Origin of the sequence: Mammaliicoccus sp. Q-M61 (assembly GCF_022386055.1) — a bacterium.
GTDB classification, from domain to species: domain Bacteria; phylum Bacillota; class Bacilli; order Staphylococcales; family Staphylococcaceae; genus Mammaliicoccus; species Mammaliicoccus sciuri_A.
In genome coordinates this window covers 197643-218308 of the sequence record NZ_JAJNJL010000003.1, presented here as the reverse complement: position 1 = coordinate 218308, position 20666 = coordinate 197643, and the positions used below count along the sequence as shown (strand labels likewise).

Below are 20666 nucleotides of genomic sequence, written 5' to 3'. Positions count from 1 at the left end.
TTACTTTTTTAACAACACATTAATATTAACATTGTATAAGACATTCACACTCATGTCTATGTTTACAATTATAAAAAAAGAGCCGAGGACACATCATAATGTCCAAGACTCTTCAATGATTAATGTATATAATTATAACTTGAAACTTGAGAAGCTGGTATCGTTCTGTATGTTAGTACACCTGGTGATGAACTAAAGTTCATTTCTGATACTTGAAGGCTTCCGTTTGAATTAATTCTTTCAACAAATGATACATGACCATAATAGCCAGCTGATGATTGAAGGATTGATCCTACTGAAGGTGTACGATTTACAACATAACCATCTTTAGCAGCAGCACTTGCCCAATTGTTTGCATTCCACCAATAAGTACTAATTGGTTTACCTATAGCTTTACGACGGTTAAATACATGCCATGTACATTGACCCCAGTCGTATAAATTTTGATGATTGAATGTCGGTGATGTGTAACCACTGTTGTTATTTGAATTAGAAGTAGAACCTGAACTTGATGCTGTTCCACTTACTTTTAATTTTTGTCCCGGATAAATGATAAAGTTTGATAAACCATTTAATGACATAATTTTTTGGTATGTCGTTCCATATCTAGCTGCAATCGCTGATAGTGAATCTCCTGACTTAACTGTATAAGTAGAAGTGCTGCCTGAAGCATTAGACGCTCCACTGTTACTAGAGCTACCCGTGTTACTACTAGAACTTGCTGTTCCATTAACTTTTAATTTTTGTCCCGGATAAATAATCGTGTTACTTAACCCATTCAATGACATAATTTTTTGATACGTCGTACCATATTTACCAGCAATAACCCCTAATGTATCTCCCGATTTTACTGTGTAATATGTCGTTGATGAAGTTGAAGTAGCTCTTGAGCTCGTGTTCGATGTACTTGATGAATTTGAAGTACCAGGAACTTGTAATACTTGATTAGGGAAAATAAGATTTGAACTTAATTTATTTAAGCTTTTAATTTTCGCAATCGTCGTATTATGCTTATCAGCAATCAGCCATAAAGAATCTCCACTTTTAACTTTATAAGTTGCTGCTTCCGCTTGATGAGAAGATACTGCAACTGCAACCGAAGCACCAACAAATGCCGCTATTGTCTTTTTCTTCAAAATAACTTACCTCCATCTTCTTACAGTTTATTTATGAATTCTTATTAATTATACACCGTAATCTTTACCGTTTATATTACAGTTTTATTTCATTTTCATTAATCCTATAATAGTATATTACTTTTAAAGATTAATTAGAAAATGAACAAATATAATAAATCGCATATTATAAATAGCGCAAGATAATTTGGACGTGGGTAGGAAGGTAATATGTGTGAGTGTTCGTGCGAGACACCCTGATTTTGTACCTTAGCGCACGATATCTCCGAGTCTTCGTGCGTTACACCCTTATTTTGTACCTTAGCGCACGATATCTCCGAGTCTTCGTGCGTTACACCCTGATTTTGTACCCTAGCGCACGATATCTCCGAGTCTTCGTGCGTTACACCCTGATTTTGTACCCTAGCGCACGATATCTCCGAGTCTTCGTGCGATATTACCCTATCATACATAAAAACAGTAGAAATTCTTTTACAGAATTTCTACTGTTGATTTATTATGCTTTATACGATCAACGATAACCCTGCTAAGCATGGCATAAGATTGACTAATATGCCGCCTATTTTGAGTCCTGCTGATATGTCTTTGTCTTTTAATGTAGAGATTGCAAGTATTAAACCAATTAACGCAATGATAAATGGTATGACTGGCGTTGGATACTTAGGCATTCCGAAAAATAAACCTAATCCTGCAATAACTGCACATACTAATGATAAATATAGAAATTTTTTCATTTGATAGACTCCAATCTACACATAACTAATGATGACTTCTAATTCACCATTTATGTGATTATCTAAATCATCTGCTGTCATGATTAAATGATCGCCTTTTTCTACTTCAAATACATTACCATCTGTAATGATTTCTCCGCTTCCAGCTATCACACTTACTAAGCAATAGTCTCTAGGTTTTCTAAAATTAAACGTCCCACTAATTTCCCATTTAGCAACTGTAAAGAATTCGCTTTCGATTAATAATGTGCCTTTTTGGTCTTCATCATCAATCTTTTTAGGTGGTACATTTGGACTTTGTGCACCAACAGTTATAACGTCGATACTCTTATCTAAATGAAGTTCTCTTTTCTTGCCGTCTTTATCAATTCTGTCATAATCATAAATTCTATAAGTTGTATCAGAATTTTGTTGTGTTTCTAGAATCATAATACCGCTACCTATTGCGTGAACTGTTCCACTAGTTACATAGAAGAAGTCGCCTTTTTCTACTTTTACGCGTTTAAATAAATGATCCCAATCTTCGTTCTGAATAAATTCTTCTAATTGTTGTTTTGTATTTGCATATGTACCATATATAATTTCTGCATCTTCTTTAGCATCTATAATATACCAACATTCTGTCTTACCAAATTCACCGTTTTCATGTTCATGTGCATATGTATCATCAGGATGTACTTGTACAGATAGTTGATCATTTGCATCAAGAATCTTAGTTAATAATGGGAACTTTTCTTCTGTAGGATTACCGAAAAGTTCTGGGTGATTTAACCAAACTTCATCTAAAGTTTGTCCTTTATATGGACCATTTGCGATTTCGTTTGGCCCATTTACATGTGCAGATATCCCCCAACATTCACCGATTCGTCCTTCAGGCAGGTTATATCCCATATTTTCTAAATTTCTACCACCCCATATACGTTCTTTGAATACAGGCTTTAAAATTAATGGAGACATTCAATCATCCTTTTCTAATTGTTGTTATATATTGTATACCGCTTATTTTTATAATCGTTTTAATGTACCAATGGTGATTGTACCATAACGACACTATATTGTGGAATACTCATAACACAGATAGATTGAATTTATAACTATTAATAATTTTATAATTATTAAAATGTATAATACTATTTATTCAAATGAATATCTCCACCTGGTCCTAATGGAAAGCCCAGTAAGAACCAAATAATCATGAATAACGGCCAAACGATTCCTAACACAATTGAATATGGCATTAAACTTGAAATCAATGTACCTAGTTTCATATTTTTATCATACTTTTGAGCATATGAAAGTAATAATGGTAAGTATGGCATCATTGGTGTAATCGGATTTGTAATAGAGTCTCCGATACGATAAACCATTTGTGTAAATGCTGGATGATAGCCCAATAACATAAACATTGGTATAAAGATTGGTGCTAATATTGCCCATTTAGCTGAAGCACTTCCGATTAATAAATTGATCAGACTACTTAGAATGATAAATCCAATAATTAAGATGACCCCATTTTGACCTTGCAATAATTCTGCACCTTTTACAGAAATGACAATACCTAGATTACTCCATTCTAAATATGCTAAAAGTTGAGCTGCAAAGAATACAATAACGATAAAGCTACCCATTGTGGACATGGAATCTGATAACATTTTTCCTAAATCTTTTGTATTTGAGATTTTCCCTGAAAGAATACCATATACAAAACCAGGCACGAAAAAGATAACTAATATAATGATACCTACACCATCCATCAATGGTGCTTTATCAATTAAACTACCTGTCTTTGGATTTCTTAACCATCCATTTTCAGGAATTGCTAAAGCAAGTAATAACGCTACAACAATAAAGAAACTAATATTCGCAAACTTCAATGCTTTACTTTCTTTTGCACTAATTTCATTATCATCACTTTGATCCTCAGAACCTTCATCAGGTTTGTATGTACCTAAACGTGGAATAACGACTTTCATACTGACATAATAAATTGCTGGTAATAAGATGATTGTTGATGCTGCAATAAAATACCAGTTCATTGCTACATTTAAACTGATGTCTTTATCAATGATTTCAGCTGCTGGTTTCGTAAACGCATATACTAACGCATCACTCATACCTAACGTAACGTTCGCAGCAAATGCACCTAGTGCTGAGGCATAAGCCATCGCAAGTCCAGCAATCGGATGATAACCTAACTTTATAAATACTAACGCTGTTAATGGCGGTAACACAACTGGTGCTGCATCTCCTGCAGCATTACCGATAATACCTACAAATATAATAATGGGAACAATAATTTTTCTAGGTGCTTTTTGAACAACTTGGATCATTAACTTATCAAAATAACCCGTCTTCTCAGCAACACCTATACCTAACATAACAGCAAGGACTAAGCCTAACGCAGGAAACTCTGAAAAATTCGTGATAGATTCACTAATAATTTTTCCAAAACCTTCTCTAGAAATTAAATTTGTAACTTCTACAGTCTTCCCAGTTGCAGGACTTTCCACTTTTATGTGAAATAATGAAATAAACCAAGACAGAAATATTAACGCTGCACATAAGAAGAAAAATAGTATACTCGGATCGGGCAGTCTATTTCCTGCTCTTTCTATTAAATTTAGAAATCTATTAATGATTGAAACTTTTTCTTTTGTTTGATTCATATATTATCCTCCCATAAGTAAATTAAAAACAGTATATCAAACTGTGTTTATTTTTTGAAGGTTCTGATAATTTTACAAATGTTTTGATAACAAGTCTTTATATAAAATTTTAAATCACATTTAAGTGTAAATTTGGCATCTTTTTTTAAGAATTAACATTGATAAAGTGCACCGTTGACCTTATACTAAGTATACAGATGATAAGTTGTAATAAATGTACTTCATTTTCGAATAGACATCATGCAATTTATTATTAACTGTAAGAAGTCTTTATATATGATTATGAAATGGAACGGATGGGGTTACATACCCTAAAGCGATAAGCCTCCTGAAGCTTATCGCTTTTAATTTTGCATAAAATAAAAAACTGCTATCATGTCTCTGTTAGAGGTTAATAGCAGTTATGATTATCAAGTATTATTGTTCTGTTTTTTTAATATTACTGAGTACAACTTTTTCCACTTCTTCTAAATGAAATGCCATCTTATGTTGCGCAAGTTCTGCATTTTGAGATTTAATAGCTTCAAAAATTTCTTTGTGCTCGTTATATAACTTCTCTATTGATTTACTTTTCGTATATAAATAAATTCTTCTTGTTTCTTTCATTGTATGTCTCATAATTTCAGATACATTTAACAATAATTGTTTAAGCATATCATTTTTAGCCGCTTCTACTACAGCTAAATGAAATTTCAAATCAGAAGCTTCTCCTAATTCATTGTCTTGAATGGCTTGTTTCATATCTTTTAATGCAGATTCAATAGCATGCAAGTCATCATCCGTTCTTTTTTCAGCTGCAAGTCTTGATACACCGACTTCAACAATTTTACGGACTTCTAGTAGATTTTCAATATCTTTAACGTCTCCATTAATTGCTTCGATATTAAAATAAACTTCTTCTCTTTCAACGATGAAAGTCCCTTGCCCGTGTTTAATTTCTACATATCCCATTGCTCTTAACGCATTCAATGCTTCTCTTATCGTTGCTTGTCCTACCCCAAAACTTTCAGATAAAGCCTTTATAGATGGTAAGCGGTCTCCTATTTTCAAACGACCTTCATTAATATCTAATATGATGACATCTGCAACTTTTTCGTATAATTTCTTGTTCGATATCTTCATTCTTCTTTCTCCACCTTGTTAAAATCATTAGTAGAGCAATTATATCATTTAAAATATATTTCATCTTAAAGAATTTAAATTATTGATGAAATTCTCTTTTAATACTTTCCATTGCTTCTTCTAATGTTGCACCTGTTGATAAAGATACACTCGCTAAAAATGCACCTTCTACAATGGGACCGTCTACTTTGTACAATTTATGTTCACCATCATATAAGTCTAACGCCATTTCTAAATTCATTTCAGATGAACCAATATCATAAAATAACAATGCATCTTCAGTTAACGCATCAATTACTTCATTAACCGTATCAATACTTGTACCGATTCCACCTTCATTTGTACCGCCATTTGCGATAACTGTAACACTTGGAGACATTTGCTCCAATAATGCTTTTACACCTTGTGCGATATCGTTACTATGACTAATAATACCTATTGTCGCCATGTTTACACATCCTCACTTAAAGCTTTTAATACGTATACCATACTTTGAGCACCAGGATCTATATGTCCTATAGAATCTTTTTTGAAATAGGCTGCTCTACCTTTAGTTGCTTCTAAATCTTTCGTATCTTCAGCGAACTGTTGTAACACATCTTCAGATAATGACTCTCCATTTGATAAATGATCTGAGGCTTTTAACAACACATCATACATTGTTTTTTCGCCACCTGTTACTTTACCTCTAGCAGCAACAGCATCTTTAAAAGTATTGATATATTCTAATAAATTATCAGAAGTGATTTCGTCATAATCTAGACCTGCCATTTTAACAAAGCTAAATCCATACAATGGACCTGATGCACCACCTACTGAACTCATTAAAGTCATGCCTGTAGATTTCAATACATCACTTACTGTATCTCCTGTAACTTTTTCGTCTACTGCTTTAAATCCGCGTAACATATTAACACCATGGTCGCCATCACCAATTGCTCTGTCTAATTGTGTTAAATTTTGTTCTTCTTGTTCAAATGTATGACTTAAATCTTTAAGTTTGTTTAACAATGTTTCTGCGTTCATTTAAAATGCCTCCTATTTAAAATATTTACTTTCTGTCGGTGCGTTAAATGCTTCTTCAACTTCTTGTTGATAAGGCACTAATGTAATAGAAAATCCTTGCATATCTAATGCAGTCATATAATTTCCAACAAAGTATTTTTTAACATCTAATTTATTTTGTTCTGCATATTCATTAAAATAATGTGCGATGATTGCAAGCTCTGAATCAGGTGTCGCACCCATACCATTAATCATAACAATTAATGATTTATCAGAAACTTCCTTTTCAAGTTCATGCATTAAACGGTTAATGATTTTATCGATTGTTTCAATATTTTCTTGATAAATACCACGTTCACCATGAATACCAATACCAATCTCCATTTTATTATCATCTAAATCAAATCCGTATTGACCAGTTGTTGGTACTAAACAAGGATAAATGGCCATTCCAATCGTTCTAATATTTTCAATAAATGATTCTACTTTTTCTTTAATAGCTGCTAAGTTATATCCATTATCAGATAGATAGCCGGCATACTTATGTACAAGAACTGTACCCGCTACACCTCTTCTATCTTGTTCATTTTCAATAGAAATATCATCACGTACGATAACGGATTGGCAAGAAATACCTTCCATTTCTGCCATCTCTTGTGCCATTTCAAAGTTCATAACATCTCCGGCATAGTTCTTAATGATTAATAAGACACCTTCATCAGTCGCGACATGTTTAATCGCTTCGAGAATCTTATCTGGTGTAGGAGAAGTGAAGACTTCACCACATACAGCTGCATCTAACATACCTTCAGCAACATAACCAGCATGCGCAGGTTCATGACCAGACCCACCACCAGAAACTAAAGCAACACCACTCTTTTTAACATTTTTACGAACGACAACATTGTCGCTAATAATTTCAACTGAGTTATCCATCACTTCGATTCCCTTAAGCATATCCGCTACAAAGTTTGTTTTTTCATTCATTAATTTCTTCATATAATGACCTCCCGTTGAATTCTATGTTTTCTATTCCATTATAAAACGTTTAGATAGGTAAGCGTTAACAATATGAGTTAATAAGAAATGATAATTTGGGAATGAGCTTGTATGTGGCGCATGCGGACAGAATTCTGAGAAATGTCCCTAACGAGGGGACGTTCTTATTACCACTTTTCCGAATTATGGTAGTTACAGCATTCTTATTACCACTTTTCCGAATTATGGTCGTTAGCGCCTTCTTATTACCACTATTCTGAATTATGGTCGTTACATTCCCACACATAAATAAAAAATCCGAGACAAAGCCTGTTGTCTCGGATCCCCACTCTTATTCTTCTATTCGATATACTCTTGTTTCAAATGGTTCTAATATGTTTGTATCTTCTATCGTTGTATAGTTGTGTAATAATAACTTACTTTTTTCTAAATTAAGTGGATATGTGATAGTAGCTTTTTCGCCTGTTAAGTTACTCATAATAATGACTTCTTCGTTATCTAATATGCGTTTATAACTATAAATTTGTTTATGATCTTTATCGACTAGTTCGTATTTACCGTAATTAAACACGTCGTAATCTTTTTTCAATTGAATCAAACGCTTATAATAATTTAATACAGAATGTTCATCTTCTAACTGATCTGCTACGTTGATCGTTTTGTAATTTGGATTTACGTGGAACCATGGTTCTGTTGTTGAAAATCCTGCATACGCACGATTATCCCACTGCATCATTGTACGAGAATTGTCTCTATTTACTTTACTCAAATTATTTAATAAAGATGATGTATCTTCGCCATTTTGTTCTTTCAATTTAATTTCATTTTTAACTGAAACATCATTAAAATCTTCTAATGATTCAAACGGATAGTTCGTCATCCCTATTTCTTGTCCTTGATAAATAAACGGTGTCCCTTTTTGTAAGAAATAATTTGTCGCATGACTTGTTGCACTTTCATACCAATACTGCTCATCATCTCCCCAAGTTGAAACGAGCCTTGGTTGATCATGATTTTCGATAAATAGCGCATTCCAGCCAACTCCTTCAAGTTGGTCTTGCCATTTAGACATGATATTTTTATATTGAATAACATCAAATCCACTATCTTCTGTATTCCATAATCCTAAATGTTCGAACTGAAAAATCATATTAAATATACCATTATCAAAGCCTACCCAATCATTCGCATCATCAGTACTGACACCATTTGCTTCTCCTACTGTCATAATGTCATATTTATTGAATGTTTCATCTCTCAATTCACGTAAATGATTTAATATACCTGGTCTATTCGTATAACGTTCAAATGCTGCTTTATACTGCTCATCACCTGGTTCGACTGGTATGTCGCCATCTTCAAATGATTTTTGAATATGTGTAATCGCATCTACGCGGAAACCATCGATGCCTTTATCAAACCACCAGTTAATCATTTTATATAATTCAGAGCGAACCGCTTCATTCTCCCAATTTAAATCTGGTTGTTTTTTACTGAAAATATGCAAGTAGTATTCATCAGTTTCTTCAGTTTTTTCCCAAGCTGAACCGTTGAATATACTTCCCCAGTTATTAGGTTCTTTGCCGTCTTTTCCTTCTTGCCATATGTACCAATCTCTTTTAGGATTGTCTTTACTCGATTTAGACTCGATAAACCATGGATGTTCATCTGATGTATGATTGATGACTAAATCCAATATGAGTTTCATACCTTTATCGTGCGTCTCTTTTAAAAGTAATTCGAAGTCTTCCATCGTACCAAACTCATCCATAATATCTTGATAATCACTAATATCATAGCCATTATCATCATTAGGTGATTTAAATATTGGTGAAACCCAAATCACATCTATACCTAGACCTTTCAAATAATCTAACTTTTCTCTAATACCATTTATGTCACCAATACCATCATTGTTAGAATCATTAAAACTTCTAGGATAAACTTGATAACATACCGCTTCTTTCCACCAAATTCGTTCCTCCATCATTCAGTCACCTCTTATTTTATCGTTGATTTTCTCTCTATTATATCTGTTGGAATAATCGTATTTTTTCTTAAAATATTAGGATTCTCAATCAGTTTAATTAAAGCTATACCCGCTTCCTCACCTAAATGTTCAGGATAAATATTTACGACCGTTTGAGGTGGTGAAGCAAAAGTATTAATAAATGAATCATTAAAAGTTGCTGTCATCACTTCATCTGGCACTCTTATATTAAGTTCATATAATGCACTTAATAAATTAATATTGATCATGCTATCTGACGTAATAATCGCTGTAGGAAAAGTCGCACTTTCTTTCATTTCTTTAATGATTGCTAATATTTCATCTCTGTTAGGATTTGCATGGTAAATGTCATATTGGTTAATACCATGTTTATCGCAAGCTTTCTTAAAGCCTTCTACCCTGTCTAATGCAACAGCATATGAATCTGGTTCAGCTATAAAAGCTAAATGCTCATGCCCTTTATCAATCATAAATTCTGTAATCATTTGACTTGCTTCGACATTATCATTGTCGATATGAATAATTTCTCTTTCGCCTAGTTGTTTACCTACAACAACAAACGGAAATTGATATTTTTTGAGTAGTTGTGTAACCGGATCATTCTCTTTTGAATAAAGCATAATAAAGCCATCTATCGATTTAGATTTAATGAGATTTTCTACTTCAACTAATAAGTCAGCTTGTTCAACAGAAGTTGTCATAATCGTTGAATATTCTCTTTGTTTACAGGCTATTGATATCCCCATCAGAACATCTGTAAAGAATGGGTTTTGCGTCATTTCTTTAGAAGCTGATTTTAAAATTAAACCAATCGTTTTAGATTTTTGTGTTACAAGTGTTCTCGCGGCAATATTAGGTTGATAGCCCAATTGCTTCATCACAGCTTTTACTTTCTTTGATGTCTTTTCACTTATACTTTTATGTCCACTAATCACTCTTGATACTGTTGATGGTGCAACATTTGCTTCTTTCGCAACATCTTTTATTGTAACCACGAGATCACTCCTTTATTATCCTTTTGTAGCACCTGCCGTTAATCCAGTCACTAAGTATCTTTGTAATAATAAGAATACGATAGAAATTGGAATTGCAATCATCATTGCCCCAGCAGCAAATACTGTAAAGTTGTTTCCGAATTTATCATTTATAAAATTAAATAATCCGACTGCTAGTGTGTATTTTTCAGGACTTCTTAATAAAATTCTTGGCAAAATAAAGTCCATAAATGGTCCCATAAAATTAAATAATGCAACAACTGCTAGAATCGGTTTAGCTAACGGTAACATAATTGTGAAAAATATTCTCATATGTCCTGCACCATCTATTTTAGCAGATTCATCTAATTCTTTAGGAATTGTATCGAAATATCCTTTTACTAAGAAAGCATTCATCGGAATGGAACCACCTATATAAATTAACGTAAGACCGAATAGTGAATCTAATAAGCCTATTGTATTTAATAAGATATAAATTGCTACCATTGCCATCAATACCGGGAACATTTGTAAAATTAAAAATGCAATCAGTCCATATTTTCTACCGACAAAACGATATCTAGAAAATGCGTATGACGTTAAACCAACAAAGATCACTGAAAATAATGCATTAGCCGTCGCCACGATTAAAGTATTCTTATACCAAGTAAGGTAGTCACTTGATGGATCAGTTAGTAAATAAATATAATTTTTCAAAGATGCATCTTTCGGTATCATAGAAGAACCATAAAGATTGGAACCTGAGTTAAGTGATAACCCTAAAGTCCACAGTAATGGATAAATAATGATAATAAACATAATAATCAAAATGCCATACATGATAATCGCTCTTAATATATTTTTATTCTTCTTATTCATTAAATATCCCCCTCATCTTTAAAAGTACTTGTCTTTCTAAATTGTAAGAATGCAATAATGGCAATAAACACACCGATAATTAATGAAATCGTTGCAGCCATATTATAATTTTGCATATCAAATGTTAATCGATAAACCCATGAAATTAAGATATCTGTACTACCTGCATTCTGACCAGAAACAGGTGGACCACCTTTATTAAATAAGTAAATTAAATTAAAGTTATTAAAGTTTCCTGCGTATTGCATAATTAATAATGGTGCAGTCGCAAATAAAATATGCGGAAACGTAATATTTCTAAATTTTTGCCAACTTGATGCGCCGTCCATATCTGCCGCTTCATACCAATCTGATGAAATACTTTGTAGAACACCAGTGAATAAAGCAAATACGAATGGGAATCCAAGCCAAACTTGAATTAAGATTAAAGCAACCTTTGCCCAGAATGGATCATTTAACCAAGCTGGTGCAATGCCGAATAATGGTTGTAGGATATCATTATTAATCGAACCAAAATCATCATTAAAAATGGCCGCAAAGATTAATATTGTCACGAACGATGGAACTGCCCAAGGTAAGATTAATACTGTTCTAATAAGCTTTTTAAATCTAATAAGTGGATGATTAACAATAATAGCGAGTAATAACGCTAACGCGATTTGTAAAGTAGTCGCTACTAAAGTCCAAACAATCGTCCAAGTTAATACGTTAAAGAATGTTGTCTTCCAAATAGGTACTGTAACTAATGATTTAAAGTTATCAAATCCTACCCATTCTAATAAATGTCTAGGTGGTGCATTATATAAATTGTAGTTTGTAAAAGCTAAAAAACACATGAATAAAAGTGGAAATACGACAACAAAGATTAATAAAAAGATACCTGGTGATATTAATAAATATGGGAAAGTCTTATCCCATGTTGCCGTCATTCGACCTTTACGATCTTTAATTTCAAATCCTTTATTATATTGATCTGCATTACGATAAGCATCTATGATATTTACGACATATAAAGTGATCGCAAATGCAATTAATAATAACGAAATGATACCTTGTGCTAATAGAACCCTTGAATCATCTAGTTTAGGCACTGTACCTAAAGTGAATAATCCCCAGAACCCAATATTCATAAATTGATAAAATACTGAAATGAAACTAATAAAAAATACGATAAATATACTACCTTTTATATATCTTTTATTATAGAATTGGCCAATACCTGGAATAATCGATAGTATGGCAGCTAATTTTGGATTTCTCATTTTCACACCTTCTTTTATTTTTTAGATGCATTCATAATTTCTACTTGTTCATCAATACCGTTTTTCGCTTCATCAAGCGCTTCTTTAGGGTCTTTACCGTTGGATATAAATGTCGCTGCATTTCCCATCGGATCCCATACTTGACTCATCTCTGGAATATTTGGCATTGGAATGGCATTTTGAGCTTGTTCTTCATATGGCTTTAATAATTCATTTTTAGAAGAAACGTCTGTACGACCTGTAATTTCTTGCATTTCATCTGTATATTTCTGCATATTATCTTTATTTGTTAAATACAGCATTAAGTTTTTAGCCCAGTATTTTTCTTCACTATATTCGGATATAAACCAACCTCTTACCCCTAGGAATGGTTTCATTTCTTTACCATTATCAGTTGGGAAAGTTGCTGTTCCGAAATCATCACCAAGTGCTTCTTTAAACTCATTCGTTTGCCAAGAACCTGTTACAAACATGCCTACTTTTCCTTCTTTAAACAGTCCTACAATAACATCTTGATTAGCTGACTTCGTAATATAACCTTTGTCATACCAAGATTGTAATCTCTCTCCATTTTTCACGACAGATGGATCATTTACAGCAACATCATTTGTATTAAATCCATCTTTTTCTTCTTTAAATATGTATCCGCCTTGTGAGAATAAAAATGGATAATTAAAGTAGAAGTTTTTTGCATCAAACATAAATCCATATTGCTTTTTATCTTTGTCCGTTACATCTTTTGCGATTTTTTCAACATCATCCATCGTCTTTGGTGGTGTCTTAACAAGTTTCTTGTTATAGACAACAGCCGTTGATTCTACGATAACGGGTAATGCTAACTGTTTACCTTCATAATTTAAAGCTTGTAATGCTTCTTTGGAATAACCTTTTAATTCTTCATCTGTAAAATCAATTTCTGCCGCTAATCCTTGTAAATAAGCATCTCCTGCACGGTCATGCGGTTGGAAGAATAAGTCAGGTCCATTACCTGAAGGACCATCAAGCGATAAGTTATCTACTTGGTCATCTTGAGCTGTATTTTTAAGAATGACTTTAATACCTGTCTTTTTTGTATAATCTTCTGTTACTTTCTTATAAAAAGCCATTTGTCTATCGCCATCTACCCACATCGTAAGTGACTTAGGTTTGGCTGTTTTTTCATCATCATTCAGTGCTTTATCAATATCTTCTTGTGTTCGATTAGGACCACAACTTGCAAGCAATAATGTCACGAGTAATATTGAGCAAATTTTTAGTAAATGTTTCATCTAATCCCCTTCTTTCATTAATTGTTAATTCACTCAATCAATTAATTTTTAATTTTCTCTCCAGTTTCTTTATCAAAGAAGTGACATTTATTTAAATCTAAAGCGAGCTCAATTTCATCATTTGGATGAATGACTGTTCTAGCATCTAACTTGGCACAAATTTCTTCATCGTTAAATAATCCATGAATCATAATTTCAGAACCTAATAATTCACTAACAAGTACTTTAGTCTTGAAAGTTACATCTTTATTAGCATTAATAAATACAGGTTCATCATGAATATCTTCTGGTCGAATACCGAATCGTATCGTCTTGCCATCATAGCCATTATGATTAAGCATGCGTGCTTTACTTTCATTTAATTTAATCACTTGATTGCCAATCACTAATTCGTCTTTATTAACTTTTGCGTCAAAAATATTCATTGCTGGTGATCCAATAAATTGTGCAACAAATTCATTTTCTGGTGCGTCATATACTTCACGTGGTGTACCTATTTGCATAATATCGCCATCTTTTAAGACAACAATACGTGTTGCCATCGTTAAAGCTTCTGTTTGGTCATGTGTGACATAAATCGTTGTAGTTTGTAAACGTTCATGCAACTTTAATATTTCTGTTCTCATTTGAACTCTTAATTTCGCGTCTAAATTAGATAAAGGTTCGTCCATTAAGAATACTTTCGCATCCCTTACAATTGCTCGACCTAATGCAACCCTTTGTCTTTGACCACCTGATAAAGCTTTAGGCTTTCTTGGTAAATATTCCTTCAATCCAAGAATTTCAGCTGCGTATTGAACCCTTTTATCTATTTCTTTTTTATTCATTTTTCGTAGTTTAAGTCCAAATGCCATATTGTCATATACTGTCATATGTGGGTATAAAGCATAATTTTGAAAGACCATTGCGATATCTCTATCTTTTGGTGCGACATCATTCATTCTTCGATCATCAATAAAAAAATTTCCTGATGTAATGTCTTCTAATCCTGCGATCATTCTCAAAGTTGTTGACTTTCCACACCCTGATGGACCAACGAAAACAATAAACTCTTTATCTTTAATATGTAAGTTAAAATCATGTACTACAGTATTACCTTTGTCGTATGTCTTCTTTATATTCTCTAATTTCATTTCAGCCATAGATAAACCCTCCATAATTGTAATCGCTTTCAAAATTTAATATAGATTTATCATATGTGTAAAAAGTTAAAAAGTCAACAATTTTATGCAAACGATTGCATTAATAATTCACGACAATATAAACCATTTATTTTTAAAAGAAAGCCTTTACACGCAAACGATTGTATCTTTTTTGAGTTAAACCTCTTGCAATTATAGTACATAGGGTGTACTATACTCTTTGTATTAAGTACAGGAGGTGTACTAATCATGGAAGAAGAATTAAAAAAAGCTTTTAACCTATTCCAAGAATCCATCATTAATATACACAGTGAAGTTGCAAAGATTTTAAATAATTCTGGGTTAGATGAAGTTGTTTCTAAAGAACAATATCAAACTTTAAAAATTATTAAAGATTTTCCTAGATGCACATACAGTTTTATTGCCTCTAAACAAGGTGTCTTTAAGACTGCTATATCAAACAGAATTAATAAATTGAAGCATCTAGACCTCATTGCTATTCAGCAAGGCGAAGATAAAAGAGAGAAATCTGTTTTGCTAACAGATAAAGGTTTAGAACTTGTAAAGCGTACTGAAGATGTTATTTACGAAACATTTAATCGTAAACTGTCTTCTCACTTTTCAGACGAAGAAATTATAACGTTTGTTAAACAATTAGAGAAAGCTAATAAACTTATAACAGGAAAGGACAATGTTAATCATGTTTGATGATATAAAAAATTTATGGACACATAAGTTTCTACTCGTATCACTAATAGCAATTATGCTTATTCCACTTATTTATAGTTCAGTATTTGTAGGTTCTTTATGGGATCCATACGGAAAGACGGATTCATTAAAGATATCTGTAGTAAATAGCGATAATGGTGGAAAAATCAATGGTGAAAAGGCAGACATCGGTAAAGACGTAGTAGATAAATTAAAAGACAATGATAAATTTAAATGGGAATTTGTTTCTCAAGAAACTGCAGACAAACATTTAGAACATGGTGAATCTTATGCTGTCATTTCAATACCAGCTGAAACGACTAAAAATGCAGGTTCTATGTTAGATAAAAATCCTAAAAAAATCGACTTAAATGTCAAAACGAACCCTGGTTATAGTTACACTGGTTCACAAATCGCATCTAAAGCTATTACAGCTGTTGAAGATAATTTAAGTGAATCTGTTCGTGAGAAATATATTTCAGAATCATTTAAAGGTATGAATAAATTAACAGATGGTTATAAAGATACTTCTAAAGCACTTGGACAAATGTCAGATGCAGAATCTCAACTCATTGATGGTAATAAACAAGTTGAATCTGGATTAGAACAACTTGCTCCAATGGCTGGTGCAGAAGGACAACAACTTTTACAAGGCAGTATGAAAGTATCTCAAGGTTTAAGTGATTTACAAGCTAATAACGATAAATTAAAAGCAAATATTGATAAAGCTATTAAACAATCAGATGATAAATACTTTGAAGATAAAAATGTTAAAGCAATCAATAATCCAGTCGTATCAAACGAAGATGATTTAACAGAAGTTAATAACTATGGTCAAAGCTTTGCGCCATATATCTTATCATTAAGTTTATATGTAGGTGCAGTTGCATTCTCAGCAGTTTACCCTATTGATAAACGAATTGGTGATTCTACAGGATTCAAATGGTGGTTAAGTAAGTTTGCAATATTCATGATGCAAGCTTTAGGGTCAGCATTAGCATTAGCGGTACTATGTTTATACGGATTTGAAATTGATATCGCCAATCCAGGACACTTCACTTTAACACTTATCTTATGGAGTATTGCAGCATATATGATTGTGACATTCCTAACAGTAGTATTAGGTAATATCGGTAAATTCTTAGCGATTATACTATTAATCTTACAATTAGGATCAAGTGAAGGTACATTCCCAATAGAATTATCAGGTAAGTTCTTCCAAGACTTACACCCATTCTCTCCAATGAGTTATGTAATCAAAGCATTAAGAGAAAATATCTTTAACTTCACAAGTGACGTAACTTATGGACAATCAATGCTTATAATAGGACTTATCGCAATTGTATTCGCAGCACTAACATTACTTGTATATGTAATACGTTCTAAATATCCACACTTAAGACGTATCGCAAACGAAAACGACTATTAAGATGTAGAAAAGCACAACCTCGCGTGAGGTTGTGCTTTTTTGTAGTTTATTTTAAGTAGTGACGGCGCCGTTAGTTACAGTTGTAGCGACTTTTGTAATTATAGACCGCCATAGTTACACTTCCGCCGACTTTTGTAATTATAGACACCTATAGTTACACTTCGGCCGACTTTTGTAATTAACGCACCCGTTATAAACAAGTTTGACCAGAAGTGTTCGTAACGAAATCTCTATTAGTACACTTAATATTCTATTACTATTTTACCAATACTTTTTCCTTCTTCTATTAAACGATGTGCTTCTGTAATTGTTTCTACGCTTAATCCTTTTAGTGTCTTATTTACTGTCGTTTTAATCGTACCTCTATCTAATAAATATGTTAACTTTCTTAAATATTCGTGATGTGCGATCATGTCGTCTGTTTCATATTTTGGTCTAGTGAACATAAATTCAAATGAGAATGTCACACTTTTATCTTTTAATAAATTTAAATCTACTTTATCCATAAAATTAACAAGTGCTACGATTTTTCCTCTTGGCTTAATCATTTCTGCCATTACATTAAAGTATGCATCGCTACTATGTGTATTAAAAATATAATCTACTTGATTAATTTTATGTGCTCTTAATTCATCTGGTAAATGGTGTTTATGATTGAGCACGATGTCAGCACCCATTTTCTCTGACCATCTTCTTGTTTCTTTACGTGATGCTGTCGTGATAACTGTTAGCCCCAAATGTTTCGCAATTTGAGTAGCTACAGAACCTACACCACCAGCACCATTTATAATAAGTAACTTCTTATCTTTATTATCTTCAGGGTTAGATGAAATATTTAGTCCTTCTAATAATGCTTCAAATGACGTTAGTGCTGTTAAAGGTAAAGCTGCTGATTCAACGTAAGATAAGTGTTCTGGTTTAATGCTAACAAGTCGTTCATCAACTAATTGATACTCTGCATTCGATCCTTGTTTCGTATTTGTGCCAGAATAATATACTTCATCACCTACGTGGAATAATTCTACTTCTTCTCCGACCGCTTCTACAACACCTACTGCATCATACCCTAATATTTTAAATTCCCCATCAGATGTATTTCTTGATTTCGTATCTATAGGATTTATACTCGCAGCCTTCACATTCACTAAAATATTTCTTCCTTTAGCTTCTGGAACTGGTATATCTCTTTCTTCAAATTCATTTGATACTCTCAAATCAAAACTGTTACTAAACCCAATTGCTTTCATCTAAAAGTCACCTCTTGTTTATAAATGTTTATGATAATAGTTATGTTCATCATCGATTTGCATGCCTAATTTTTGATATAAACGATTACCAGCTTTATTTGATTTTTCGGTTTCTAAATATATTGTCTCATATCCATTTTCTTTCCCATAAGTAAATGCTTGGTTCATTAATTGCTCACCAATTCGTTGACCTCTCGCATCTGCTGTTAAAAATAAATCATTAATAATAAGTAGGTTTGACATTTTCATTGATGACAACATCTTGTATAGCTGTACAAATCCTATCACTTGCTCATTCGCTTCAGCTATAAATATAACAGCATCTTCACGAGAAACATTTCTATATATAAATTCATACGTCATCTTTATATCTGATTGTTGTCCAAAATGAACACGATAGTCATCAAATACAGCAACAACTTTCTCTATCTCATTGAGTTGTAATCTTCGAATATTCAATCCATCACCTCATTTATCCTTAACGGTCTCCCATTACAGTTTTAGTATCAGCTTTTGCTTTCGGACGAACGACTAGTTCACCATTACATTCTGGACATACATAATATAAATTTTCAGCGCATTCTCTACAGTATGTTGTTTCTTGAACACATATAAAAGCATTACTTTTCTTATGAAATTCATATCCGCATTTTTCGCAATTTGGTTTCATCTCTAAAGCCATTTCTATCACTCCATAAAAATATGTTAGTATATACATAATTATCATATCACTTTTAAGTACATAAAATGAATTTTAAGGTGTGATTCTATGGAAAAAGAATTCGTAGGTAAATGTGCCAAATGCCAAACAGATATTTATTGTAATAGTGGCTTTATAGAAGGTGTCGTGCAAGAAGACAAAACATTATTATGCTTTGACTGTTCTAATGAAAAAGAGAGAAAAGAAACATAATCGTTTCTTTTCTCTCTATATTTTTATACGCCTTGATCTAATTTATCTAACATTGATTTCATCAACTTAATTTGACCAGTATGATAATTCGTATGCAATATGCCAAATGAAATTGTTTCTGCAAAAGTATCCATATTCGCTATCGGTGCTTTTCTTGATTTGTCCATTTGTTCATCAAGTGCATTTAATATTCTTTCTAGTTGTTGATTTAATATGCCTTTTAATTCTTGGAAAGTTGGTTCTACACCTGTAAAATCTTGTGGTGAAGTACCTGGTGAGAATGATTTACCTAATTTTTCACCGAGTATATTACCTTCTTCACTTGTACCAAAGACAAATGATTCATTTGCCACAATTACGTGACCAAGTTGCCATTTAATATTATTGTTCGCTAACTCCAGTTGAAAATCCGCTTGTTTCTCATCTATATCTTTGACAACATCAGATAACATACTATAAGAAATTCGGAACTGCGTTTCTATCATTTCAATTCCCTCCGTTTTTACTCAGTAATTGCAAAATAATTACCTTGTTTATCATGAAAATTAAATACTCTACCCTCAGGCATTTCTATAATATCATGACCAGTTAATCCTTGTTCTTTTAACGACTTATATAATTCATCAAAATTCGAAGCTTTAAACATTAAAGAAGGTGTTTCTAAACTCACTTCAGGACTGTACTTTTCAATAAAAGCTTTATCGAATAATACAAATGACGTTTCAGCATCTTCACTAGGTGCAATCTCTACAGATTTGAAACCTTCAGGCAACTCGTCTTCAGACTTCACAACAAAGTTCATTACATCTTTCCAAAATTCAACAGCCTTTTCTTGATCATCAACATATAACATGACTTGATGTAACTTTTCAATCATACATATCACCTTCATTCATTTATTACATTTAGAATACGCTATATATGATTCAAGTGCAAAAATAACAAAGTTTAATTTCACTCTGTATCCTTTTCATAAACCATGATGTCACCAGGCTGACAATCCAAGTATTCACATATTGCTTCTAGTGTACTAAATCTAACAGCTTTAGCTTTTCCAGTCTTTAAAATAGATAAATTTGCGATCGTAATATCTACCTCTTGAGCAAGTTCAGTCAGAGAAACATGCCTCTCTTTTAATATTTCATCTAATTTAATTTTTATCATCTTGTCA

The 20666-nt window shown here is 32.6% G+C and carries 23 protein-coding genes; 3 read left to right on the top strand and 20 right to left on the bottom strand.

Annotated features, from left to right (window positions below; all coding sequences use genetic code 11):
• Nucleotides 1-119 precede the first annotated feature (119 nt).
• The 14 genes from LQ677_RS06490 to LQ677_RS06425 all read right to left on the bottom strand — a co-directional run bounded on the left by LQ677_RS06490 (nt 120) and on the right by LQ677_RS06425 (nt 15198).
• Entirely contained in the window at nt 120-1136 is a 1017-nt protein-coding gene (locus LQ677_RS06490; RefSeq protein WP_126477241.1) for a LysM peptidoglycan-binding domain-containing protein, read from the bottom strand.
• Between the two features lie 503 nt (nt 1137-1639).
• Nucleotides 1640-1870: a hypothetical protein gene (locus LQ677_RS06485; protein WP_048541014.1), complete on the bottom strand. Its 231-nt coding sequence runs from the start codon at nt 1868-1870 to the stop codon at nt 1640-1642.
• 15 nt (nt 1871-1885) lie between these two features.
• On the bottom strand, nt 1886-2827 hold the full coding sequence (gene manA, locus LQ677_RS06480) for a mannose-6-phosphate isomerase, class I (protein ID WP_239748176.1): 942 nt from the start codon (nt 2825-2827) through the stop codon (nt 1886-1888).
• Between the two features lie 173 nt (nt 2828-3000).
• Nucleotides 3001-4536 carry an AbgT family transporter gene (locus LQ677_RS06475; protein WP_037588991.1) on the bottom strand — a complete coding sequence of 512 codons (1536 nt, stop codon included), beginning with the start codon at nt 4534-4536 and terminating at the stop codon, nt 3001-3003.
• 417 nt (nt 4537-4953) lie between these two features.
• Nucleotides 4954-5658 carry a FadR/GntR family transcriptional regulator gene (locus tag LQ677_RS06470; protein WP_025906426.1) on the bottom strand — a complete coding sequence of 235 codons (705 nt, stop codon included), beginning with the start codon at nt 5656-5658 and terminating at the stop codon, nt 4954-4956.
• 79 nt (nt 5659-5737) lie between these two features.
• Nucleotides 5738-6106: a dihydroxyacetone kinase phosphoryl donor subunit DhaM gene (dhaM, locus tag LQ677_RS06465; protein WP_191836468.1), complete on the bottom strand. Its 369-nt coding sequence runs from the start codon at nt 6104-6106 to the stop codon at nt 5738-5740.
• A gap of 2 nt (nt 6107-6108) precedes the next feature.
• Nucleotides 6109-6684: a dihydroxyacetone kinase subunit DhaL gene (gene dhaL, locus LQ677_RS06460; RefSeq protein WP_159315431.1), complete on the bottom strand. Its 576-nt coding sequence runs from the start codon at nt 6682-6684 to the stop codon at nt 6109-6111.
• Nucleotides 6685-6696: 12 nt separating this feature from the next.
• A complete protein-coding gene (gene dhaK / locus LQ677_RS06455; RefSeq protein ID WP_037588994.1) occupies nt 6697-7662 on the bottom strand; it encodes a dihydroxyacetone kinase subunit DhaK in 966 nt (321 codons plus the stop codon).
• Nucleotides 7663-7993: 331 nt separating this feature from the next.
• The gene (locus LQ677_RS06450; RefSeq protein WP_191836476.1) at nt 7994-9649 is read right to left on the bottom strand and encodes an alpha-glucosidase; all 1656 of its coding nucleotides are present in this window, start codon (nt 9647-9649) and stop codon (nt 7994-7996) included.
• Between the two features lie 14 nt (nt 9650-9663).
• Nucleotides 9664-10668 carry a LacI family DNA-binding transcriptional regulator gene (locus LQ677_RS06445; protein ID WP_037588996.1) on the bottom strand — a complete coding sequence of 335 codons (1005 nt, stop codon included), beginning with the start codon at nt 10666-10668 and terminating at the stop codon, nt 9664-9666.
• Between the two features lie 15 nt (nt 10669-10683).
• Entirely contained in the window at nt 10684-11526 is an 843-nt protein-coding gene (locus LQ677_RS06440; protein WP_025906438.1) for a sugar ABC transporter permease, read from the bottom strand.
• Nucleotides 11526-12794, bottom strand: coding sequence for a sugar ABC transporter permease (locus tag LQ677_RS06435; protein ID WP_107609238.1), 1269 nt, complete (start codon nt 12792-12794; stop codon nt 11526-11528). The genes LQ677_RS06440 and LQ677_RS06435 overlap by 1 nt, the downstream gene beginning before the upstream one ends.
• An 8-nt stretch (nt 12795-12802) precedes the next feature.
• Complete coding sequence (locus tag LQ677_RS06430) at nt 12803-14056, bottom strand: extracellular solute-binding protein (protein WP_239748175.1); 1254 nt, start codon at nt 14054-14056, stop codon at nt 12803-12805.
• 41 nt (nt 14057-14097) lie between these two features.
• Entirely contained in the window at nt 14098-15198 is a 1101-nt protein-coding gene (locus LQ677_RS06425; protein WP_058611907.1) for an ABC transporter ATP-binding protein, read from the bottom strand.
• Between the two features lie 249 nt (nt 15199-15447).
• Between LQ677_RS06425 and LQ677_RS06420 the strand changes: the two genes are divergently transcribed.
• Both LQ677_RS06420 and LQ677_RS06415 read left to right on the top strand, forming a co-directional pair.
• Nucleotides 15448-15906: a MarR family winged helix-turn-helix transcriptional regulator gene (locus tag LQ677_RS06420; protein WP_025906446.1), complete on the top strand. Its 459-nt coding sequence runs from the start codon at nt 15448-15450 to the stop codon at nt 15904-15906.
• A complete protein-coding gene (locus LQ677_RS06415; protein ID WP_025906449.1) occupies nt 15899-17335 on the top strand; it encodes a YhgE/Pip domain-containing protein in 1437 nt (478 codons plus the stop codon). Before LQ677_RS06420 ends, LQ677_RS06415 begins: the two co-directional genes overlap by 8 nt.
• A 242-nt stretch (nt 17336-17577) precedes the next feature.
• Here LQ677_RS06415 and LQ677_RS06410 read toward each other — a convergent pair whose 3' ends face one another.
• Genes LQ677_RS06410 through LQ677_RS06400 form a run of 3 tightly spaced genes read right to left on the bottom strand, consistent with a single transcriptional unit; the run spans nt 17578 to nt 19264 of the window.
• Entirely contained in the window at nt 17578-18582 is a 1005-nt protein-coding gene (locus tag LQ677_RS06410; RefSeq protein ID WP_191836469.1) for a zinc-binding alcohol dehydrogenase family protein, read from the bottom strand.
• Between the two features lie 18 nt (nt 18583-18600).
• Nucleotides 18601-19041: a GNAT family N-acetyltransferase gene (locus LQ677_RS06405; RefSeq protein WP_191836470.1), complete on the bottom strand. Its 441-nt coding sequence runs from the start codon at nt 19039-19041 to the stop codon at nt 18601-18603.
• Between the two features lie 19 nt (nt 19042-19060).
• Nucleotides 19061-19264, bottom strand: coding sequence for a DUF1272 domain-containing protein (locus LQ677_RS06400; RefSeq protein ID WP_037589002.1), 204 nt, complete (start codon nt 19262-19264; stop codon nt 19061-19063).
• Nucleotides 19265-19351: 87 nt separating this feature from the next.
• Between LQ677_RS06400 and LQ677_RS06395 the strand changes: the two genes are divergently transcribed.
• Nucleotides 19352-19495: a hypothetical protein gene (locus LQ677_RS06395; RefSeq protein WP_167739975.1), complete on the top strand. Its 144-nt coding sequence runs from the start codon at nt 19352-19354 to the stop codon at nt 19493-19495.
• Nucleotides 19496-19518: 23 nt separating this feature from the next.
• Here the strand turns inward: LQ677_RS06395 and LQ677_RS06390 are convergent, their stop codons facing one another.
• From LQ677_RS06390 to LQ677_RS06380, 3 genes are all read right to left on the bottom strand, one after another.
• Nucleotides 19519-19980: a DinB family protein gene (locus LQ677_RS06390; RefSeq protein WP_126477234.1), complete on the bottom strand. Its 462-nt coding sequence runs from the start codon at nt 19978-19980 to the stop codon at nt 19519-19521.
• 17 nt (nt 19981-19997) lie between these two features.
• Nucleotides 19998-20369 carry a VOC family protein gene (locus LQ677_RS06385; protein ID WP_025906454.1) on the bottom strand — a complete coding sequence of 124 codons (372 nt, stop codon included), beginning with the start codon at nt 20367-20369 and terminating at the stop codon, nt 19998-20000.
• A gap of 80 nt (nt 20370-20449) precedes the next feature.
• The gene (locus LQ677_RS06380) at nt 20450-20659 is read right to left on the bottom strand and encodes a helix-turn-helix domain-containing protein (RefSeq protein ID WP_037589004.1); all 210 of its coding nucleotides are present in this window, start codon (nt 20657-20659) and stop codon (nt 20450-20452) included.
• Between the last annotated feature and the right edge of the window lie 7 nt (nt 20660-20666).

What these genes read in the sequence shown, in the direction of transcription:
- LQ677_RS06485 (WP_048541014.1), bottom strand. Translation starts at nt 1,870, where the DNA reads ATGAAAAAATTTCTATATTTATCATTAGTATGTGCAGTTATTGCAGGA.
- manA (WP_239748176.1), bottom strand. Translation starts at nt 2,827, where the DNA reads ATGTCTCCATTAATTTTAAAGCCTGTATTCAAAGAACGTATATGGGGT.
- LQ677_RS06475 (WP_037588991.1), bottom strand. Translation starts at nt 4,536, where the DNA reads ATGAATCAAACAAAAGAAAAAGTTTCAATCATTAATAGATTTCTAAAT.
- LQ677_RS06470 (WP_025906426.1), bottom strand. Translation starts at nt 5,658, where the DNA reads ATGAAGATATCGAACAAGAAATTATACGAAAAAGTTGCAGATGTCATC.
- dhaM (WP_191836468.1), bottom strand. Translation starts at nt 6,106, where the DNA reads ATGGCGACAATAGGTATTATTAGTCATAGTAACGATATCGCACAAGGT.
- dhaL (WP_159315431.1), bottom strand. Translation starts at nt 6,684, where the DNA reads ATGAACGCAGAAACATTGTTAAACAAACTTAAAGATTTAAGTCATACA.
- dhaK (WP_037588994.1), bottom strand. Translation starts at nt 7,662, where the DNA reads ATGAAGAAATTAATGAATGAAAAAACAAACTTTGTAGCGGATATGCTT.
- LQ677_RS06450 (WP_191836476.1), bottom strand. Translation starts at nt 9,649, where the DNA reads ATGGAGGAACGAATTTGGTGGAAAGAAGCGGTATGTTATCAAGTTTAT.
- LQ677_RS06440 (WP_025906438.1), bottom strand. Translation starts at nt 11,526, where the DNA reads ATGAATAAGAAGAATAAAAATATATTAAGAGCGATTATCATGTATGGC.
- LQ677_RS06430 (WP_239748175.1), bottom strand. Translation starts at nt 14,056, where the DNA reads ATGAAACATTTACTAAAAATTTGCTCAATATTACTCGTGACATTATTG.
- LQ677_RS06425 (WP_058611907.1), bottom strand. Translation starts at nt 15,198, where the DNA reads ATGGCTGAAATGAAATTAGAGAATATAAAGAAGACATACGACAAAGGT.
- LQ677_RS06420 (WP_025906446.1), top strand. Translation starts at nt 15,448, where the DNA reads ATGGAAGAAGAATTAAAAAAAGCTTTTAACCTATTCCAAGAATCCATC.
- LQ677_RS06415 (WP_025906449.1), top strand. Translation starts at nt 15,899, where the DNA reads ATGTTTGATGATATAAAAAATTTATGGACACATAAGTTTCTACTCGTA.
- LQ677_RS06410 (WP_191836469.1), bottom strand. Translation starts at nt 18,582, where the DNA reads ATGAAAGCAATTGGGTTTAGTAACAGTTTTGATTTGAGAGTATCAAAT.
- LQ677_RS06400 (WP_037589002.1), bottom strand. Translation starts at nt 19,264, where the DNA reads ATGGCTTTAGAGATGAAACCAAATTGCGAAAAATGCGGATATGAATTT.
- LQ677_RS06395 (WP_167739975.1), top strand. Translation starts at nt 19,352, where the DNA reads ATGGAAAAAGAATTCGTAGGTAAATGTGCCAAATGCCAAACAGATATT.
- LQ677_RS06390 (WP_126477234.1), bottom strand. Translation starts at nt 19,980, where the DNA reads ATGATAGAAACGCAGTTCCGAATTTCTTATAGTATGTTATCTGATGTT.
- LQ677_RS06380 (WP_037589004.1), bottom strand. Translation starts at nt 20,659, where the DNA reads ATGATAAAAATTAAATTAGATGAAATATTAAAAGAGAGGCATGTTTCT.